At 46.3% G+C, this 20679-nt stretch carries 17 protein-coding genes; 4 read left to right on the top strand and 13 right to left on the bottom strand.

Translation table 11 applies throughout. The features are described from left to right. Nucleotides 1-130: 130 nt before the first annotated feature. Nucleotides 131-985, bottom strand: coding sequence for a hypothetical protein (locus ACLGGO_RS27400; RefSeq protein WP_446421663.1), 855 nt, complete (start codon nt 983-985; stop codon nt 131-133). Between the two features lie 160 nt (nt 986-1145). Between ACLGGO_RS27400 and ACLGGO_RS27395 the strand changes: the two genes are divergently transcribed. Further along, complete coding sequence (locus ACLGGO_RS27395; RefSeq protein ID WP_446421662.1) at nt 1146-1334, top strand: hypothetical protein; 189 nt, start codon at nt 1146-1148, stop codon at nt 1332-1334. Here the strand turns inward: ACLGGO_RS27395 and ACLGGO_RS27390 are convergent. After that, on the bottom strand, nt 1308-1709 hold the full coding sequence (locus ACLGGO_RS27390) for a PspA/IM30 family protein (protein WP_446421661.1): 402 nt from the start codon (nt 1707-1709) through the stop codon (nt 1308-1310). The genes ACLGGO_RS27395 and ACLGGO_RS27390 overlap by 27 nt on opposite strands. Before the next feature lie 270 nt (nt 1710-1979). Here ACLGGO_RS27390 and ACLGGO_RS27385 point away from each other — a divergent pair, with 270 nt between their 5' ends. After that, entirely contained in the window at nt 1980-2270 is a 291-nt protein-coding gene (locus ACLGGO_RS27385; RefSeq protein ID WP_446421660.1) for a hypothetical protein, read from the top strand. Nucleotides 2271-2466: 196 nt separating this feature from the next. Continuing rightward, a complete protein-coding gene (glgB, locus tag ACLGGO_RS27380) occupies nt 2467-4752 on the top strand; it encodes a 1,4-alpha-glucan branching enzyme (RefSeq protein ID WP_446421659.1) in 2286 nt (761 codons plus the stop codon). 125 nt (nt 4753-4877) lie between these two features. Here the strand turns inward: glgB and ACLGGO_RS27375 are convergent, their stop codons facing one another. From ACLGGO_RS27375 to ACLGGO_RS27325, 11 genes are all read right to left on the bottom strand, one after another. After that, the gene (locus ACLGGO_RS27375; protein ID WP_446421658.1) at nt 4878-5171 is read right to left on the bottom strand and encodes a hypothetical protein; all 294 of its coding nucleotides are present in this window, start codon (nt 5169-5171) and stop codon (nt 4878-4880) included. A gap of 207 nt (nt 5172-5378) precedes the next feature. After that, entirely contained in the window at nt 5379-5918 is a 540-nt protein-coding gene (locus tag ACLGGO_RS27370; RefSeq protein WP_446421657.1) for an SCP2 sterol-binding domain-containing protein, read from the bottom strand. Nucleotides 5919-6142: 224 nt separating this feature from the next. Continuing rightward, complete coding sequence (locus ACLGGO_RS27365) at nt 6143-7327, bottom strand: alpha/beta hydrolase (RefSeq protein WP_446421656.1); 1185 nt, start codon at nt 7325-7327, stop codon at nt 6143-6145. Between the two features lie 221 nt (nt 7328-7548). Beyond that, nucleotides 7549-8631, bottom strand: coding sequence for a DUF2235 domain-containing protein (locus ACLGGO_RS27360; RefSeq protein ID WP_446336132.1), 1083 nt, complete (start codon nt 8629-8631; stop codon nt 7549-7551). Nucleotides 8632-8809: 178 nt separating this feature from the next. Beyond that, on the bottom strand, nt 8810-10885 hold the full coding sequence (locus ACLGGO_RS27355; RefSeq protein WP_446421655.1) for an interleukin-like EMT inducer domain-containing protein: 2076 nt from the start codon (nt 10883-10885) through the stop codon (nt 8810-8812). Between the two features lie 308 nt (nt 10886-11193). Beyond that, nucleotides 11194-12264: a hypothetical protein gene (locus ACLGGO_RS27350; RefSeq protein ID WP_446421654.1), complete on the bottom strand. Its 1071-nt coding sequence runs from the start codon at nt 12262-12264 to the stop codon at nt 11194-11196. Further along, nucleotides 12261-13895, bottom strand: coding sequence for a hypothetical protein (locus tag ACLGGO_RS27345; RefSeq protein ID WP_446421653.1), 1635 nt, complete (start codon nt 13893-13895; stop codon nt 12261-12263). Before ACLGGO_RS27345 ends, ACLGGO_RS27350 begins: the two co-directional genes overlap by 4 nt. Before the next feature lie 207 nt (nt 13896-14102). Then, on the bottom strand, nt 14103-15083 hold the full coding sequence (locus ACLGGO_RS27340; RefSeq protein ID WP_446421652.1) for a hypothetical protein: 981 nt from the start codon (nt 15081-15083) through the stop codon (nt 14103-14105). Nucleotides 15084-15228: 145 nt separating this feature from the next. After that, nucleotides 15229-16587 carry a polyprenyl synthetase family protein gene (locus tag ACLGGO_RS27335; RefSeq protein WP_446421651.1) on the bottom strand — a complete coding sequence of 453 codons (1359 nt, stop codon included), beginning with the start codon at nt 16585-16587 and terminating at the stop codon, nt 15229-15231. A gap of 128 nt (nt 16588-16715) precedes the next feature. Then, nucleotides 16716-17567, bottom strand: a complete 852-nt coding sequence (locus ACLGGO_RS27330) for an interleukin-like EMT inducer domain-containing protein (RefSeq protein WP_446421650.1) — start codon at nt 17565-17567, stop codon at nt 16716-16718. 8 nt (nt 17568-17575) lie between these two features. Continuing rightward, entirely contained in the window at nt 17576-18811 is a 1236-nt protein-coding gene (locus tag ACLGGO_RS27325) for an RNA-guided endonuclease InsQ/TnpB family protein (RefSeq protein WP_446421649.1), read from the bottom strand. Between the two features lie 434 nt (nt 18812-19245). On the opposite strand from ACLGGO_RS27325, the gene ACLGGO_RS27320 reads away from it, so the two are divergent. Next, the gene (locus ACLGGO_RS27320; RefSeq protein WP_446421648.1) at nt 19246-20529 is read left to right on the top strand and encodes a glycosyltransferase; all 1284 of its coding nucleotides are present in this window, start codon (nt 19246-19248) and stop codon (nt 20527-20529) included. The last annotated feature ends 150 nt before the right edge of the window (nt 20530-20679 follow it).

Here is a 20679-nt window from a genome sequence, read left to right as displayed (position 1 = left end):
ACGGGTGGGTATTTGCAGCCAAGAGCCAGCCCTGAACTCAAGTTCTGGCTAAAAGCTCGCGTCCCGTTAAAATGGGTTAAAACCTTTTTATGTCGTACCAAAATGTAAGTCTTTAACTGATATAAAGATGTTAACGGGGTCCTGCTTCAATGGCAGAATTGGCAATGTTGACCATTATCGCTTCGGTTTGATTAACATCTGTACCCATCCCTTTTAAGGCAATTCGGTAATGGGTATTTTGCCACACCCATTCAATCACCGATGGTGTACAAATACTCTGGCATCGACTTGGTGTAAAGTATCCCCAGATATCGTTGGTGAGGGGAATTTTTTTAATGAATCCATCTTCGGGAGAATAGCTGGGATTCACTGGCGTGGCGCTAAAGGCTCCCACGGTACAATCAGCTATTCCATTGCAGTTTTGCTTCAAGCTTAAGGCAATACTATAGGTATTGGGTGACCTAAAGCTATTTACATAAATCCGCTGTTTAAACGCCGGCATTTGGCTGGGTAATAAAATTAAGGTATCGGTTTGTTGCTGGAGTTGCGGTAAGACGGGGGTGAATATATTCGCTACGGGAGGTTGTTCTGGCGGTGTGTTGGGATTAGCGCGATCGCGATTGATTAATGTCCGCGCCATCTCACGGGGAATCCCGTAGCTAGCCAGGGTGCTAGGCGTAAATGGAGTTTGGGTTGACGCGATCGCAAGCCATTGATTATTTTGATTGATCACAACCGTTTCCCCAGCAATATTGTCCCAAAACCACTGCGCGATCGCATAATTATCAACAACTGTAATTTGAGTAACTTCTGGAGACAACCGAAACCCATTACCCCTTTCCCATAAATCCAGGAGTACGACTTTCCGAATCACTCCCGTATCATCCGCTACAGCAGGAGTCGCTTCTGTCAATATTGTCAGCACCGGATAACTAGCCAATAGAATTAGGCTGGCGATGTACCCAAGTCCAAAACTAACCTTCATAATTCCCTGTCATAAAAAGGTTTGTAGTTGCGCTGTCTTCGCCATAAACCTTCGCCGCACGTAGTACAGCCTTGTTTGTAGTATGCGCTTTAGCGCCGATCAAACTCACGCATCTACTAATATAGAACTATTCCTATCATAACTTCTATAGCATACAACCATGGAGCCAAATTTAACCCTAATTGCCAAAGGACTCTCCCCACTTCTCGAACCAGTCAGGCGTCAGGTAGGAAAACACCTCATTGGCAAAGAAATCCTAGAACGTTGGAAACTCAATGAAACATCGTTACAGCCCGTTCTCCAAAAAGCCGCTGAGACAGTATCAGAACGAATCCAATGTTATGTCTAGAGCAATTAGCTGGCGATTAAGGTTATCTACCAGGGCAGTTTGCTCATCAAGCTGGGCTTTCAATATAGTAGCCATTTCATGTGCGGAGTTTGCTCCACTTTGGACTTGATTGTATTGTAGGTGGATGCGTTTTTGAGTTGCACTAGCTCTAGTAACAGCTTGACGTAGCTGTATCAAATCTTCTTGCATCTCAATAATGGACTGTTCTAGTATTATTTCTGGATCTTCAGTTTGCCCTACAGTTTTATTAAAATAGGTTATAATCAGCAAATCAATGCCTCCTAAAAGTCCTACTACTCTATCAGTCAATCCGGTAAGATTGATTAGAACAAACCGTTGGATCTGCCCAAATAGTTTAGCCACTCCATTTTCCATTGGTCTTTCCTCAACTTAATGAATGATTTTGAGGCATTAATTATACGGAATTTACCCAGTAACAAAAAAAACGAGCTTTTAGAGTAAGCTAGCTAAAAGTTCGCGTCCCGTTAAAACGGGTTCAAAGACACCTGCTGAGGAGTTCAAATTCCGGGCAATTTAGTTCGAGTCTATTAAAATGGACTAAAATTATTATTCAGTCAGCTTTAGCTGACTTGAGCTTTTAGCCTTGGGTTTGAACCCAAGGCGATCCAACTTTAGCTTACAAGCATGGAAAAAGGTATAGTTTTTAGTATCTGTCTGGGATTAATGGGTTGGGTGGCTCAACCGAGTTTGGCGTTACCTCCCCCAGATGACCTACCCGAAGAGGTGTTGAGAACCGAGATTATCACGGAGGCGCGATCGCCTATCGATGGGGAACTGCTTACAGCCGCAGAATACGCCCAACTTAAAGCTGAATTAGCCCAGCGATCAACCCCCCCGGAACTCGCTCCTGAGATCCGGCACAATATTTTTCTGCTGCAACTGATTGATCTGTGGCGGACAGTCACACCGTTTTAGCCGAAGCCAAAAACGCCGGAAGCCGCACCCTGTCCTCAAGGATAGCCCTGGATCGGTGACCAAACCGAGAAAACATAACTCTTGCTTATACCCCAAGTTTTCCCAAATGTGTAGAAAAAATCAAAAAAGTATATAAATATTAAAGTTATTTAAGACCCACCTTTCATTCACTGAAGTAGATAGCTTGATGTTTCCCATGATTGCTCCTGAACAAATTGACCGAATTGTCTGGAATCAACATCACGACCCCTTTGAAATACTGGGTCCACACCAATTAGAACAGGATGGAAAGACCATCTGGACAGTGCGGGTGTATTTCCCTAATGCTGATGCTGTGTGGGTTGTGCTTCCAGAACAACGCCAAGACTATCCGATGCAATCGGTGCATCATCCTCACTTTTTTGAATGCCAGATCGATATAAAGGAACTGGCAAACTACCAGTTACGCCTCAAAGAAGGCGAACACGAGCGAGTTATCTACGATCCCTACGCCTTCCGTTCGCCGCGCTTAACCGAATTTGATCGGCATCTATTTGCCGAAGGAAATCATCATCGCATCTACGAGAAACTAGGAGCCCATCCCACGGAAATAGATGGGGTTCAGGGTGTCTACTTTGCCGTTTGGGCTCCGAATGCTCGCAACGCTTCGGTTTTAGGCGATTTTAACCACTGGGATGGGCGCAAGCACCAAATGCGGAAGGGTGACACGGGAATTTGGGAACTATTTATCCCAGAAGTGGCAGTTGGCGACCCTTACAAGTATGAAATCAAAAACTATGATGGGCATATTTACGAAAAATCTGACCCGTATGGTTTCCACCAAGAAATCCGCCCCAAAACCGCCTCGATTGTTGCCGATCTTGATGCCTATACCTGGAATGATCAGGAATGGATGGAGCAGCGCCGCCATACCGATACGCTGACTCAGCCAATTTCTATCTATGAAATGCATTTAGGCTCGTGGCTGCATGGTTCTTCAGCCGAACCCGCCATTGGAGGGGATGGGAAGCCTGAACCCGTGGTTCTGGTGTCTGATCTCAAACCCGGAGCGCGATTTCTTACCTATCGGGAATTGGCGGATCGCTTAATTCCTTATGTTAAAGAGCTGGGTTTTACGCATATTGAGCTACTCCCCGTCGCCGAGCATCCCTTTGACGGCTCTTGGGGCTATCAGGTTACAGGATACTTTGCCTGCACCTCTCGCTATGGGACACCTGACGATTTCATGTACTTCGTGGATCAGTGTCACCAGAATGGGATTGGGGTGATTGTGGACTGGGTACCGGGTCATTTCCCCAAAGATGGTCACGGTTTAGCATTCTTTGATGGGACTCACCTGTATGAACATGCTGACCCCCGTAAGGGTGAACATAAAGAGTGGGGAACCTTAGTTTTCAACTATAACCGCAACGAAGTCCGTAACTTCCTGGTGTCCAACGCCTTATTCTGGTTTGACAAATACCACATTGATGGGATTCGCGTGGATGCTGTCGCCTCAATGCTTTACCTGGACTATTGCCGAAAACCAGGAGAATGGGTAACCAACCAGTATGGGGGGAGAGAACATATTGAAGCCGCCGATTTCCTGCGACAGGCGAATCATGTGATCTTTAGCTATTTTCCTGGTATCCTCTCCATTGCTGAAGAGTCAACGGATTGGCCCATGGTATCTTGGCCCACGTATGTTGGCGGATTGGGCTTTAATTTGAAGTGGAACATGGGTTGGATGCACGACATGCTGGATTATTTCCACATGGACCCCTGGTTCCGCCAGTTCCACCAGAATAATATCACCTTCAGTATGTGGTATCACCATGCTGAAAACTACATGCTGGCGCTGTCTCACGATGAGATTGTTCATGGTAAGAGCAACATGATGGGCAAAATGCCTGGGGATGAGTGGCAAAAATTTGCCAATATCCGTTGCTTATTTACCTATATGTTCACTCATCCCGGCAAGAAAACTCTGTTTATGAGCATGGAGTTTGGTCAGTGGAGTGAGTGGAATGTCTGGGGCGATTTAGAATGGCATTTACTGCAATACGAACCCCATCAGCAATTGAAGCTGTTTATGGCTGATCTGAATCAAGTCTATCGACGAGAATCTGCCCTCTATACCCAAGATTATGCCGAAGCGGGGTTTGAATGGATTGATTGTAGTGACAATCGCCATAGCGTGGTGGCATTTATCCGCCGTGCTAAGGATTCTGAAGAGTTTGTTGTCACGGTTTGCAATTTCACACCCCAGCCCCATAGCCATTATCGGATCGGGGTTCCAGAAATGGGCTTTTACACAGAGCTGTTTAACAGTGATGCTCGCGAGTATGGTGGGAGTAATATGGGGAATTTAGGCGGTAAGTGGACGGATGAATGGTGGTTCCACAATCAACCCTATTCTCTGGACTTGTGCTTACCTCCCCTGGGTGTGTTGATTCTCAAGCTCAACCGGGAGAAGACAGCCACCGCCCTGCGATCGGAGTAGTCTTAAGTCTACGATTTTAGAGTCTCCCGTCATCTTTAACGTAACGGGAGACTAATTGCACCATAACTAGGTTGCCCAAGGCGATTTAACCGAGTATAGGAAATCATTGGTTACAATGGTTTGGGTTAGTGGTCGTTGAGATGCTGATAGCTATAGAAGGCGTAGGTATCAAATAAGGCTGCCACAAAGCTACAGGTCAAGCTAATCACGACCAAACCCTCTACAGCACAGCCGCTGCCGAAAATCGCCAGAAACTGCAACAAGTCGTTTGCGCCTGTTTGACCGAGAGTTTCCAAGCCAGGAACCCAGCTCAGGGTACAGAGAAAGGCGAAAAATGCCAAGAAGAGTACAACGGGAGCAATAAAGCTGAGCAGGGTGGTTAAAGCAAGGGAACGAATCAGTGTAGGTAGAGTAGTCATAAAATAGTTAGCTCGTTATGGCAACTGAGTGAACAGATAGTTAGTATCGCCCTTAATCGGCGCTCTCTATATCACAATAGGCGCGATCGCCACGAATAACGAAAATTGTCAGAAATCTTAAATCTTCATTAAGAATCTTGGTAAAACTCCGTAAATTTTACCAAGCAGGCGACAACAAATTAAAATATATCGCCCTTTCGGGTGAAGTCAATCGACTTCAATGTTAAGTACATCGGCGGGTATCTGGTTGATCAGATAACCACGGGATGGTTTTTGTTGATCAAGCGAGCGACAAGGGGGAGGAGAGGGGAGACGCAACCAGACGTGATCAAACTCGTTCCAGAGACGTTGCAACTGTAGATTAATCGCACTGTCGGCTAAAATCCCCATGACTACCTGATTGATACCCAGTAAGTCGGGTAAATCACCCCGGACATAAATTTTGCCACTCATTACAGCCGCATCCAATGTCACAGAGCCAGTAATGATATCTCTGAGGGTTTCAGCATCACTGCAAAAATGAACGGGTTGGGGTTCCGCTAGGGATTCGATGTGAACCTGTAACTGCTCATTTTCTTGAGCCCACAGTCGCAACTGAGTTCCATCTAGCTCAATCACAGCCGTTTTGCCAGAAACAGTCTGAACCAACCTGCGCCAAGTCGAACCTCCTTGGCTACGAAGGATGTCCACTAAGCGATATAACCATTGAGCCAACTGTTCATTAGGTTGGCTGGATGTATAAACCATAGAAAGTTTTGAGTTTTGAGTTTTGATTGGGGTTGAGGAAGTATTCCAGAGGTATCATGGCGCTTGTGTAGGGGCTCTTTTGACTATTATCGTTTTTTACCTCGCCTAGATGGGACTAAACCCGCCCAATTTGATGGAATAGATTTTACAGGTTTAATGGGCGCAAGACGAGGCGCCCCGACAATTTCTGCACTAATCCATCAACCTAGCTGTGTCTCACCACGTTACGAATAAGTCGGAATCGGCGGTAAATCCGGTGCTTCCTCAAGGTTGCTCATATTATCCGCATCAACCTCACCTGTCGTGAGGAAGCGGAAGGTTTCCTGATATAAACTCTTCCAGAAACGATTCGTCATCCCCTGACTTACTTCTGTCGGATCTACCATAGGATGAGGTACAAGGTCACTCGCAGGATAGAGATAGTAGCAGTGTCCCTTGCCTTTCCCACCCAACTGCTCAAAGAATCTTTGGTTGGTTTTAAGATCAGCCGCGTCTTCGTTCTCCGTTAATACCAAAAATGTGGGAATTTTCTCTAAGGTTTCTCGATTTTTATCACTACGAACAAAGGCACCAAAACGGTTAGCAGCCGTTAAACATCCTACAGGAAAAGTAATATTGTTTTCCCAAGAAAATTCTTTCAAGTCCAAGGGACCTGTGAGGTTAATGTAACGCTCATTAATTTCATTAGACACTTCCAAAAGTGGAGCATAAGCCACCACCTTTTTAATCCGGTCAGGTCGAGACGCCGCCAGCCCTAGGGCAACTGCACCACCAACAGAAAGTCCCACCGTATAAATCGGTCCTGGCATCGCATCCAGTTCTGCCAGACGTTCCTGTGCATCTGTCAAATACTGTAGATGGGACGACGTGAAATAGCGATCAAAATCGGGGTCATTGGGTCGCTCAATTGCCAATGCCATATCCAATAGCTGAGGTGCCATTTTTATGATCCGACCAATCAGAGCCATCTTCTGAAACGTTGTCAATCGCTGAAATTGCCCTTGGGATTTATAATCACGATTAGACAAGAAAAGGTCTAAAACGGCATCTTTTCGGGCTTCTTCACGGAGGGGGTCACGAAATTTCGGCTTGAGGTCAACTTGGGGCCAATAACTATCAGGTGGTACAAACCCATGACCAGCCAAGGGAATTTGATAGATATTGAACCCATTGCGAAAGAGGTAATCACCCACAAGAAACATTTGCATCGGTTTAGCTGAGAAGCCATGAAAGATCATGACTGTTCCGCGAATTGATTCTCCCGGTTCATGCATCTGATAAAAGGGAGCGACTCCTTCGCGTTTGTCTGGGTGGCATATCCAGGAAATGTAGTAGTTTTCAATCGCTTTTTTTGTTTGAGCGATTTGATCAGCCGTTGGATTAATCATGGTGTTTGAGTTTGTTGTCATAGCTTAGAGATTTTGACCTTTCATGACCGTCGAGGGCATGGTGAGTGATTGTGTAGGGGCGGGTTTCACTATTATCGTTTTGTACCTCACAAAAGATGTGACTCGCGCCCGCCCAGACTGAGTTTTGAATTCACCAGAGAATTGTTTTATCGGGTATGGCGGTTCTCAATTTTTGGGGAATACATGGATTCATGTCACCCAGCGGGAATCTACTGGAGCGTCTATATCCCTTCGTCTTTATCTAATAGAGATTTAAATTTTGCCAGATTTGAAGGTCGGTAATCCAAGACTTTTTGCCAACGTTGTTTAACACTCTCATGCAGATCATCAAAGTCATCACTAACTTCGCGCATCTTGCGTCCAGTTTTGAAGGTTAACCGACCAATAAGAGTCTGCGGTTCAGCGCTAAACTTGATAGTTGGGTCAGGATGAATGCCATATTCGATAACCGTTGGATCAAGTTCGATCCCAAGACGCTGTTGCTGGCGCAATTGCTCAATGGAGTCAATCATCCACTGCAATGCTCCATCCGAGAAACCACTCTGTTCCATAGTCCCACCGCCAACCGCTCCATGACCACCCGGAAACCACACTTGACGCAGGAATTGATCAACAGACTCACCTTTATATTCATTCCTGCGGCTTATCTCCATGGGTGTAACGTCGAAAACCTGACGCTGCTCATCAATGGCAACAGCGTGTAGCGCATTCTTAATAATAGGACTCAACGAAGTGTCGTGGAATGCGTATTTTTGGTTAATCTTTTGGTCTAAGGAGAAAAAAGTCCATATATTAGGGATTCCTAGAGAACCGACTGTGTCCCAGCAGCCAAGAAGCGTAATCGGAACTTGCTCTGCATTATTTTCCTGGCGGAACTGTTCCATCTTATCGGAATCGGGTTTATCTTCACTTTTACGGGAGCGATATCTCTGGTAAGCTTCAGGAGCTTGGCGAATCTTGTCACGCGGTAATAGTCCTGAGTTAAAGATCATTCCAGCTAAGCTACGAACCGTATAAGCGCCGCGACTGAAACCGAACAAATATATTTCGTCCCCGGGTTCGTAGTTTAAGCAAAGAAAGCGATAGCAGTCTTGTATATTTTGATCAATTCCTTTGCCAAAAGCTCCACCAAAAATCTTGGCGATTGGGTTCTCTGTACCAATTCCCTCATTGTAAAAGACGAGCTGGGGAATATTTAAAGAGCAAGTGGATTTAACCCCCTGGGCAATCTTAACCACATTAGTTGGACAAGGACTCGCTAACTGTTGCCAGGTTCCGTCACAACAAATAACCAGACGCTTCATTGATTGTTTCTACTCCTAAAAAAAATGGATTGGCATAAACGGTAGATTCTCTCTTGGCTATATTGACTGATTTAAACAGAAAAAAACGCGACTGAAGCAATCAGTAAGGCTACTAAAAAGCGAGTCGATAGTGATTGCTCTAATTGAGATTGACTGGTCATCGTTCATTTCACGTTGACTATGGACATGCTATATAAGCGCTGCCAGCATAAGGACGCCCTTGAGCATCAGCATTATGCGCCCCAGTAATCACGACTCCTTCACTCAGAGCAACGGCATAACCAAAACAGTCTTTTGGTTGCGCCTCAGGGGAGTATAACTTCTGTTTTTGTTGCCATACTCCGTTTTCTAACTGGAAAATATAGACGCTTCCTGCATCGGAAGTCCCGACGACAGCAACTTGTCCCTGAATCGCGACGGAACATCCAAAGCCATCGCGACGCTGTAAGTCAGCAGGTTGCAGCTTCTGTTTTTGTTGCCACACCCCGTTTTCGCGTTGGAAAATGTAGGCAGCGCCAGTATCGGGACAGCTTTGAGCATCGACACCATAAGCACCCACAATAGCGACTTCGCCACTAATCGCGATCGCGTTGCCGAAGTTGTCGCCATACTGTAAGTCAGTCGGTTGCAGCTTCTGTTTTTGTTGCCATACCCCGTTTTCTAACTGAAAAATATAGGCACTCCCCGCATATTGATGGCTATCCGCCTGAGCAAGACGCGCCCCAATGATCGCGGTTTCCCCACTGATCGCAACAGCACCACCAAAACCATCACCGCGCTTTAACTCATCAGGTTGCAGCTTCTGTTGTTGTTGCCATACCCCGTTTTCTAACTGAAAAATATAGGTACTCCCTGCATCGGGGCGACTTTCTGCGTCTACCGTATAGGCACCAATGATCGCCATGTTGTCACTAATCGCCACCGCACTCCCGAAGCAGTCATTTCCCTGTAAATCAGCGGGTTGGAGTTTCTGTGTTTCCCTCCACACTCCGTTTTCCTGTTGGAAAATATAAGCGCACCCGGCATTGGGGCGATCTGGCGCATCGGCAAAATAGGCACCCACAATAGCGAAATTTCCATGAATGGCAACAGCATTACCGAAGACATCTTGACGCCCAAACCCAGGCGGTTGGAGTTTCTGTTTTTGAATCCACACTCCGTTTGTGTGTTGGAAAATATAGGCACTGCCCACAGCCGGACAACCATCAACTTGAGCCAAACGCGCCCCAATAATGGCGGTATCTCCGCTCATGGCAATAGCACTGCCAAAGATACCTTTTTCGCGTAAGTCAGCAGGTTGTAGCTTTTGTTTGGGCTGCCATGTTGGGCAGGGTATGACTAAAGGCATCCAGGCTTTGACGGAGGTGAACCCAGAATTATTCAGATTTTCAATCACTGCATCCGGAGAAGCGCCTTTATAGCCGACAATTGACCAAGCCCCCCGAAATTGCAATCCATCAATGAGACGGCTACCGATCGCGCGACAGGCTTGTTTGGCACGCTCTGAGAGATTGACAAAGGCATCATCTTTGAGTGCGATCGCGACAATCTTCCCATCCGGTATCCCTTCAATCTGCTGGGCAAAGGCGTCAGCAACAGAAGCGTCAGCAAATAAGTCAAAGGATCGACTCAACACCGGCTTGCCAGTAGCAGGTTCAAACACCACCAAATTTAACCCTCGCTGATATCCTGCCTGAATCGGGATAATGTTTCCATTACGGCTAATATGAGCCAAAAAGCCGTACTCTCCACCTGCCGATGTCGCCGAAATTGTCGCCGTATCTGTGAAAATCGAGGGTAGCGTAAAGGAACGAGAACAGGTTACTCCATGCTCATCCGATAAAGCCTCAACCGCCGTTCCCGGTGTCGCTCCCTTTTGACCAATCATCGCCCAAGAACTGCGAAATTGCAGATAATACACCCAATAAGCACCCAAAGCAGCACAGGCATTTTTAGCCCGCTCATCCAGATAAACAGTCCCCTCATCTTTCAGCGCGATCGCGACAATCCGACCAACAGGCAGATTCTCCACCCATTCAGCAAAGGCGATCGCACAACTGGGATCACCAAAGGTATCAAAGGTTGCACCACCAAGCTTTTGACCGGTCACTTCATGGATAACCGCCACATTCAGTCCGCGATTGTAGGGTTCAAACCCGAATTCTTCGTCGTTTACGGTAATCCGAGCCGAATTTCCCTGGTCATAAGCCGCCGACTGGACAGTGATATGGAGATGGGCTTCGTTATGGTTCATTGTTTCCTTCTTCCTTCACCCGCATCTGAAAAGATCTGTTCAACAATACCATTAGCCGAATTGATTCCTTACTTTAGAGACGTAGCATGCTACGTCTCTACACCTCAACCCAAAACGTCACCTCGTCTGCGGCTGATGCTTGAGTGCCTCAAGCACTGTCGGGGGAACTTCCAAATAGGTGTACGAATTGTTACGATCCCTTGACACCAAGAACAGCGTATCGCTGTCGGTGGGGATATTGGTTGTTACTCGTACCCCCTTGGCGCTTTAATGTGCCAGAAACGCCAGAAGCGAAGACACACGACAAACTAATGAACATATTCTCCATACATTAATCCCCTTGCTTGTAAAGTTTCACCTTGAAGGACTAGAGTCATTTCTACAGAACCTGTCACTTCCTCAATAAAGGTATATTGGCGACTCTGATTATCTGGTACAATTAACTCACTTGTTGCCTCAAATGCCATGGTTAGTGACAATTGATCGTGGTCATCAGCGGCTTTAACCTGTAAACTTTGGGGCATACTTAAGGTGCGGTCAGCAAAGAGTGATGCCATGATTCCAGGTAGACGTAAAGGCAAACTAGCAGAAGCAGACCAATCCCAATCAATCTGTAAGGTAGAACCCAAAAATACCTTACGCAATCGAGTACCTGAATAGATAAAAATATAGGGTAAGCCACTGATTGAATGCTCTTTATTCGTGCGTTTATCTAACACGAGTGTGAAGGATCTGCCTTTCTTGTCAGTAACATAAGCGACGAACCATTCCCAACCAATATCCTCGCCCCAGCGAAAACGACCAAAATTGCGATCGTGATAGCAAAACCAGTCTTGATCAATGGGAAACGATCGCCCACAAACGGATACGTCTCCCGAAACTTTTAATCCTGGGATTAACCCCCAACCAATAAAGCCGCTACCGAATGGTGCATCTTCAGTTACTAATAGGGGCATGGCTGCGGCTTCTCCTTGAACGTTGAGGGAAAGCTGCGCCCTCTCGTCGTGGACTCTGACAACGGAGTTCATGCCGTTGATTTCTAAATTAATCCCCCTACCTTGTAGACGTAATGGGTGACGACATACCATGTCAGGTTGCCATTCTAGGCTAAAGGTTGTGCCAAAGGTTGCCACCGAGGTGTCAGATTCAAGTTCTTTTGGAATTTCGGTGGAGGGCAAATTGGCAATAAAGCTGACTTGCATCTGCCCCTGTTCCGGTTTGCCGATGAGGGTAGCATTGACGAGTAGGCGGATTCCCGTTTTCAGATCCAGCAAAATAAAGTGATACCAATCCTTCCAATCCAGGGGTAAGCCAGGATCTTCTAGGGGAATGCGTAGGGCTTCGACACGGTTAAGCAGGAGTTGTTCGTTGATATTCATCGCGCCAGAGAACCTCCTTCATTGAGAACATCGTCGAAAACGACTGGGGAAACAGGGGTGGGAGTGAGAGGGGGTGGGGCTTGATTTGCGATCGCCTTTACATATCTCGCCATCTTTGGTGACACCTGAATCAGTCCAAATAGAATACCCACAAACCAGCGTTGGGCATCCATTCCCAGTTCCGTGACGAAGGCTTTTGTTGCCGCATCGGATACAGAAACCGGGTTGTCCATCCCTTTAACGTTTAAGGTATTGGGAACTAATGTCCACAACCATTTTTCCCCAACATGAAGTAATCCCCCTTGCCCCATCTGCACGCCGAGAGAGGAATGATACGCCGCCGCCGCCGATTGACTGATAACCAGCCAACGGGGGGCTTGTGCTGAGGCAAAGGCGAGGACACCGTTCTTGAAGAAACGGGTACGGCTGAGTTGATTGAGTAATTGGCAACCGGATTCAGTGCGGCTATAGGTATCACCCTGTTGTGCCAGCAGGATGAGTAGTTCCACAACCAACCAACGCCCCGGAAGCGCATCGAGTCCGGGTAATCCTGTGGTTAAACTGTAGCTGGCTTGGGTGGCAATTGTATTATCAATAATAGGTATTGATTCCTGAGTTGCGATCGCACGGAAACTCTTCGCCATTCTAGGTGACACCTGGGCAAGTCCCAAAATCAGTCCAGCAAACCACTCTTCGGCTGAATTTAAGGATTGGGGATTGGGGATTGGGGATTGGGAAGTCAAACTCTGCTCCCTAAGAAGGGCGGGTTTAGTCAAGTTATCGGTTTCTTGGGTAACGTTATCAGTCAAACCCGCCCCTACAAATTGGCTCCTGTGCGCCTGTGCTTCTCCTGCTATTTCGATATCAGTTTCGGCTAAATCCCACAACCACTCTTCCCATAATGAAAGCAGATGCCGTTGTCCAATTTGGGCGGCGAGGAGAGTATTCGCCATGGATAAACTACTCGATATCCAAGCCGGAACTTGGGCGGAGGCAAAGGCATAAACCCCATTTTTAAAGAATTGGGTGCGACTCAGTTGGTTGAGTAACTCATTACCTACAGGTGTCTGGGTATAATCTTTTCCATGTTGGCACAGCCGTGTTAGCAGTTCTGCGATCAACCAACGGGCGGGAATTTTATCTAGATCCATTAATCCCGACATGAGACCAAAGATTCCGGCTGTGGTTGGTTCAGCCGTTCCTAAATAGTTTTCCCGGCTGTCCCTCGGAGGCGGAAAGGTCACCATTAAGGGATGTATTACTGGCGTGCTGTTGCTGTTTTCTGTGGTTTCTAAGATTTCCACTTGGATGGGGATGGCGTCTTCTCGCCAACCCGGAAATCTTAACCAAGTTGTCAGGCTTGTTCCTGTCGGCAAATATTCAGGAATTGAAACAGTTAACTGACAGGTCAACTCATACTCTGGAAACAAATAAACATAAGTGGGTTCTAAACGACTAACGATTGGCAAAATATTGTTGTCATTGAGAACCCAATCATCTAGAGTCGGACGTAAAAGTACGGCTTCATGAAGCTGATTCCGGATCAATAGCTGTAAAACCAAGTCTGTACCGGAATGAATTTTTAACGTTACTTGGGGCAGGGCAAGGGTTGTTTCTAAGCGCTGACTCATTTAACACCTGTTAGAACGGCGTTTTACTCCGTCCATTTTAATCATTATCTTATGTTTATAAGCTCTTTGGCTTACAAATTTTCGTTAAGTTGAATGACATTGACTTAATCTGAGGAACAACGAACAGGTAGTAGAGAATGTAGTAGAGACGCACCATGGCACGTCTCTACATCAATCAGAAGTCAAAAACAAAGGACAAATAACCCGTTAATCCAGAACCATCCAATCCACAGTGATACACCCTTTGTTATCCCAATACCACCCTGGCTCATCATTCATTTTAAAGATTACTGTTTGACCTGCTTTGAGGCTGAGAGTCTTCGCACTGCTGATTTCTTCAATCACTTCACCACTTCGTTTATCCACAGCAACCAGTGCATAAGGAGTATTGTGAGTATAAGTAACATGACTCAGCAGATAGGCTCCTGGCTTTCCGGCGGCGGTAATGTCTAATCCGTCTTTCACTGACCAGATACCAGAAGGGGTCACTTTAATTTTTGCATCGGTATCCATTGGATTATTGAATTCTACCCCTTCTTCAGAAATAGCATGGACTTCCAATTGACCCGACGGAAGTACTTTTTTCTCAAAGGCTTTGTAGGTGACATTATTTTGGGAGAAGTTATAGAAAGCAATTCGCCCTTCACTAAAATCACCGTCAATATCAATTTCTAAACTGCCATTAACTGAGACTTGCAGATTAGTTTTTGTATAAACAAAGTCAAAGGTATTTTCGACATTTTTTTGCCATCCCTTGTTGCCCAGGGTTTTTCCACGCGCCAGTTCAGTCACTTTACCTGTATGACCCCAGAATTCAGATTCATCTTTAGGAATTCCATCGATTAAGGATACCGCTAATCCGGTTTTGGCAAGTTTCCCCCACCGTTTCTGTTGACCTTTCCTCCAATCGACGAGCAGATATTTAGCTGAACTATTGGTGGTGTCTCCAGGGTGGAATCCTAGAGCAAACCCAATAAAATCATCATCACCTGTATTGCCGACGCTTATTTTTCCTGTAACTTTGGTATTAAAAACATTAAATGGGCTGTAAAATAGCGTGGGTTTGCCATTCTTTTTCTGGATCACTTCTTGTCCATTTCGGGATATATCCCATTTGCCTGCACCTTTTTCATAAGATTCTTCTTGCCAGTGGTTTAGATCGACCGTTTCGACTTTAATGTGAGCCATTTTATTTAGTCCTTATAAGTCATCGTGGTTTTCGTTTTTGTTTTTGAAAGCGTCAAGTTTTTCCTAAAACTTCATGAACTTGACAACCCCTCTAAGAATGAGAGTTCTCTTATTCTAATCGAGATTCATTTAATTTCATTCAAGTCTATTTACTTCGATAAATTACATAATTAATCAACTCCTTAAGAAATCGACGGTCATGAACAGGGGATACCCATTGTTCTCCAGGTCGCAGAGGCGTTTCCGGGAACAAGAACTCCAAGGAATCAAAGATTTTAGCCGCTTTTTGGGCGAGCGATCGCGCCACATTCCAGCCGTGTTCAATGCTGCCGCACCGCTGCATTTGCTCCATAATAAAAGCAACATGATCAGGATGTTTTTGGGCGCGGGGTAGAGCGAGAATTTCCCGCATTCTATCAGATTCCTGTTTGCTGTGGGCTAAAACATGGTTCAGCATCAATGTCCGTTTACCTTCGTAGATATCACCGCCAATCTCTTTGCCATAGGACTCCATTTCACCCTGTAAATTTAACAGATCATCTTGGATTTGAAAGGCGATCCCTAAAATCATACCAAACCGGGTTAATCCGGCTAAAGGTTCGACTAAATCCTGAACGCTTGCGGCGGGATGTCCGACAATTAGACCAATTCGACAGGGTGTAATAAATGAATACCAGCAGGTCTTTTTCACGCACATTGTAAAATAATCTTGGTCACTTAGATGGGATGGATTCGTCGCCACCCAGTCCAATTCCATTGCCTGTCCTTCAACAGATTGCCGCGCCATAAACTCAATTTCATGTAATATATTCAGTGCCTTAGATACACCCAGCACGGACAAATTTTCCAGCAGCAATCCTACGGCTAAAACATTCGTCGCATCCCCGACATTAATCGCCCGAGGAATGCCAATCATTTGGTGTAATGTTCCCTTTCCGCGTCTGGACTCGGACTCATCTTCAATGTCATCGTGAATTAAGAACGCATTGTGATACAGTTCTAATGCGGCGGCGGCAGTTAATGCCGAATGTCCCATTCCTCCCACCGCCCGGGCGACACTCATACAAATCGTTGGTCGCAGCATTTTTCCGACTCGAAACGGATAATCACTTAAGAGATCATAGAGGGGAGTATAAGCACCGGAAACTTGGCGCTGGGTTTGAATAAATTCCTCAATTTTGGCAAAAATGGCGTCTCGTGAACCCTGTAAGGCTTCGTTGATAATGGTTTGGTTAAATTTAGAGGATTCTTGGGCGATAAGTTGCTCATTTGGTTCCTGCACCGCTTGTAATTGGGCGAGATCCGATAAGGTTGTAGAAATTGCCTGACGACTTCCTGAGTCAATATCAGATACTGTTGGCGGTGAAGATTGCGGGATAGGAGATTGAGGTGGTAGAACCTGTCGTGGCGAACCTTTTAGCCGGAAGCGCGGGAATTGTTTTTTGTCATACAATAACAGACTGGAGAAGGTTAAAAATACGAGAAATAATAATAGTCCTAGCATTAATTTTTTCCTTAAGAGTGTCGGTTCACGAATAGTAGGTAGGCGTAAAAAGCCGTCATATATTTGTGCGGGAAAATGAGGATGGCAGATTTCGGAATCGTTGAGGTAACGAGTATTAATTATATGCCTTAGTCTCGGCTAAATAAAATAGTCCCGATGATAACGATAACGACAAGAGCCAGCAGAAGTCCGATAATTATCATTCGTTTCTTGTCCCCTGAACCTGATTCGGGGGATTCTATCGATTGATCTACGGGTTGAGCCACGGATGGAGTGACTGGGGGAGATTCAACCAAGGGAAACCAGGCTTTGACAGAAACTGATCCAAAGTTATGCAGATTTTCGATAACTGCACCCTCAGCAGCGCCTTTGACTCCGACAATCGCCCAAGAACCACGAAATTGAAGACGCTCAAGTTGAGTACTACCAATCAATTTACAGGCGGCTTTGGCGCGATCAGAGAGATTTAGGCTGGCGTCATCTTTAGCCGCGATCGCAACCACCCGACCTTGGGGTATAGTGTCTATCCAGTGGGCAAAGGCATCAGCGTTAGCCGGATCAGCATATAGATCAAAAGATTGACTCTGAAGTAGACGTCCATTGGACTGATCAAAAACGACAACATTTAAACCGCGCTGATATCCTCCCGCCAAAGGAATGAGTTCCCCATTACAGGTAACTTGAGCCATGTTACCCCAATTATTCCCCGCTGATGTCGCGGCTACGACAAAACTAGGGAGATTAACTTTTGTCGCCGTAATCCCACGCGAACAGCTAACAGACGACTCGTTGGAGAGCTTTTCTTCTGCCGTTCCCAGTGCAGCACCCGTTTGACCAATTATCGCCCAAGAACTGCGAAATTGCAGGTCATCAATCAGGCGACTTCCCAAAGACTCACAAGCTTTTTTGCCCAGATCCGATAAATTAAGACTGGCATCGTCTTTGATAGCAATGGCGACAATTCGACCTAGAGTTGACACTCCCCCGGTTAAAACGCGGGGGATTCTTCCGTCACAGGGAGGCAGAGTTTATCGTCTTCTAGGACGGAACCTTTACCCTCAGAAAGCTTAACCACCGTGTGTCCCACGGCTGTTCTACCTCTAATCTCGACTACTTGAGCGGCGGCAACATCCCGATTAGCCGTATACCCGCAATGCTGACACTTGTGTACCCGTTGAGAGAGCTTTTTCTTTCCCGTCTCTTTTAGGCACTTGGGGCAGGTTTGACTCGTACCTACAGCGGGTACTTTCTGGAAATATTTGCCCCGCTTAAAACAGCATTGGGAAAGGATATCTAGAAATTGACCCCACCCCGCATCTAGGCAGTGCTTAGCTAAGAAGCCTCTAGATAGTGCCTTGAGGTTGAGTTGTTCAGCAAATATCATGTCAGCCCAGTCACAAAGGTTATGGGCTAACTCCCAATGGTAGTTTTTCCTAGTGTTTGCTATCCGCTCGTGTAGTCGTGCCACTTCGAGAAGTGCCTTGGCGCGATTGTTTGACCCAAACCGTTTATTAGCTACCTTTTTTTGCAGCGATTTAAGCTTGCTTTCTAGTTGCTTAAACGGCTTTGGATTGGGGAACAATCGCCCATTAGATACGGCGGCAAAATGGCTAATACCGACATCTATCCCTATCGATGTACCCGATGAATTAATCTGGGGTACATCTACTTTCCATTGCCAGGTTAGTTGTACATACCAGCCGGACGCCCGCCTCACAACCCGCGCCTGTTTAATCGCTGCGTCATCGGGAATTGGGCGAGATTGATTGAACTTGACCAGCCCAATTTTGGCTAGCTTGACATACTTCCCCTGAATGGGGGCTACCCCCATTGATGGAAATACGAATGACCGCATCCGACCTGCTTTCTTGTACCGTGGAAATCCCCGCCCATTCTTCCACATTCCCTCAAATGCTAACTGTAGCCGCTTTAGGGTCTGTTGTAGCACTTGTGAGTGTACCATCCTTAGTGCAGGGATATTCTTTTTAGCTTGGGTTAAATTTTCACATTGACTTGAATAATTAGGCGCGGATTGATCTGCTGGTATGATGTATTCACTTTTGATCGAGCAAGCGTTTACCGGACATTTACGGCTATTAACCCAATCTTTGCGCTCAGTTAAAGCGTAGTTGTATACCCTGCGACATTGTTCTAGCCATTCCTCAAAAGTGGCTATTTGGGCGCTAGTTGGTTTTAACTTAAACTCGTAAATTAAACTAAACATTTGCTCGACCCTTGCAATGTATCTAACACTCATTATACTACACTATTGTTTGAGTGTTTTCAGGATAGATTAGACTCGCAACTAAAGTTGCTTTGCTGAACGCAACGCTTAAGTTTCATCCCCTGGTTAAAACACAGGGGCTTTCACCATCGCTATTCTGTAAAGTCAATGATAGGCTAAAAAATAATACTACCATTAGTTGTCAAGATTAAGCGGGAATGTTACGAGATGAGGTAACGGGGTTGACGGGGGGATGAGGGAAATGAAATGTTCCAGACGTAGTAAGCTACGTCTTTATACTCGGTAGGGACGGGTTTAGTAACATCAGGGTCTCAAAAAAGGATAATCGTCAAACCCGCCCCGGAAAGACGTACCCTGGTTCGTCTCGAAAATCACCAATCACCAAATGACAAATGACGAATGACAAATGACAAATGACCAATAAACGTATTGTTTTAACAGCCTACGGCTCTTATGGCGATATTCATCCCTATATGGCGATCGCGCTGGAGTTGCAAGCACGAGGACATCACGCTGTTATTGCCACAAGTGAGCTTTATCGTTACAAGATTGAAGCCGAAGGGATTGAGTTTTCTCCGGTTCGATACGATAGTCCGATTGATATGCAGCAGGATGGCGAGTTTATCGGAATCCTGTCAGAGTTCCGCCGGGAAAGTGAATACACAATCTGTTATCTATTAATGCCCCATCTCAGGGCGACGTACAATGCTTTAGTTGATGCGGTACGTGGTGCGGATCTACTGCTCACTCACCACTTAAGCTTTGCTGGATCATTGGTTGCTGCAAAAACGGGGATTCCTTGGGTGTCAACGGTTCTCTCTCCGATCCTATTTATGTCGGCTTATGATTCCCAAACCCTTTCAACCACGACTATTTCCCCTTATGAACAAGCGTTAGCCGTTGTCGCCAATGATTCCCGCCTGCGCCAATTTCGTTGGCAAACCCGTTTATGGAGTGCGCCAGTGCGCCAATTGCGTCGGGAATTGGGTTTACCACCGGGCGATGATCCAGTGTTTGAAGGTCAACATTCGCCGGATTTGGTACTGGCGCTATTTTCTCAGGTTCTAGCATCGCCGCAACCGGATTGGCATTCCCAAACTCAGGTTACGGGGTTTCCCTTTTACGATCGCGCAAAACAGGAGGATTTATCTGATCAACTAGCCCAGTTTCTCGATGCTGGCTCTCCACCCATTGTATTTACCTTGGGTTCCTTAATGGTGTGGACTCCAGGGAATTTCTATTTAGAAGGTGCGATCGCGGCTCAACAGTTAGGATACCGTGCTGTTTTACTGGTGGGCAAGGGAGTCCCCAATCTACCGTTAGAACAGTTACCCAAAGGGGTGATTGTCCTTGACTATGCACCGCACTCACAAATCTTCCCCCATGCGGCGGCGATTGTGCATCATGGGGGAGTTGGGACAACCGGACAAGCCTTGCGTGCTGGGCGTCCCATGTTGGTGATACCTTATGCTCATGATCAGCCGGATAATGCGATGCGGTTAGTACGGTTAGGGGTGGCGCGTACCCTGGCTCGACATGAGTATAGTGCGAATACGGTGGCGGCTGAACTCAAGCAATTATTATTTGAGCCTAGGTATGGGATCAAAGCGGCGGAGGTGGGAAAGCTTGTGCACCAAGAAGATGGGGTAGCAGCAGCAAGTGATGCGATCGAACGTTATCTAAGATCTAAAGGATAGGTGACTCTTATCTGATACCGTGAAAAGTAAGACACCCACACCCCACACCAATACCTGCGATCGCGCCCTCATTTAGAACGTGAGCGCGGCTGTCCCCACCCTCAACTTTCGTAGGGTGGGGTAGGATAGCGGGGTGACGGAGGTACGGAG

Origin of the sequence: Coleofasciculus sp., from assembly GCF_046565525.1 — a bacterium.
Classification (GTDB): domain Bacteria; phylum Cyanobacteriota; class Cyanobacteriia; order Cyanobacteriales; family Coleofasciculaceae; genus Coleofasciculus.
This window is presented reverse-complemented; position numbering and strand designations above follow the sequence as displayed.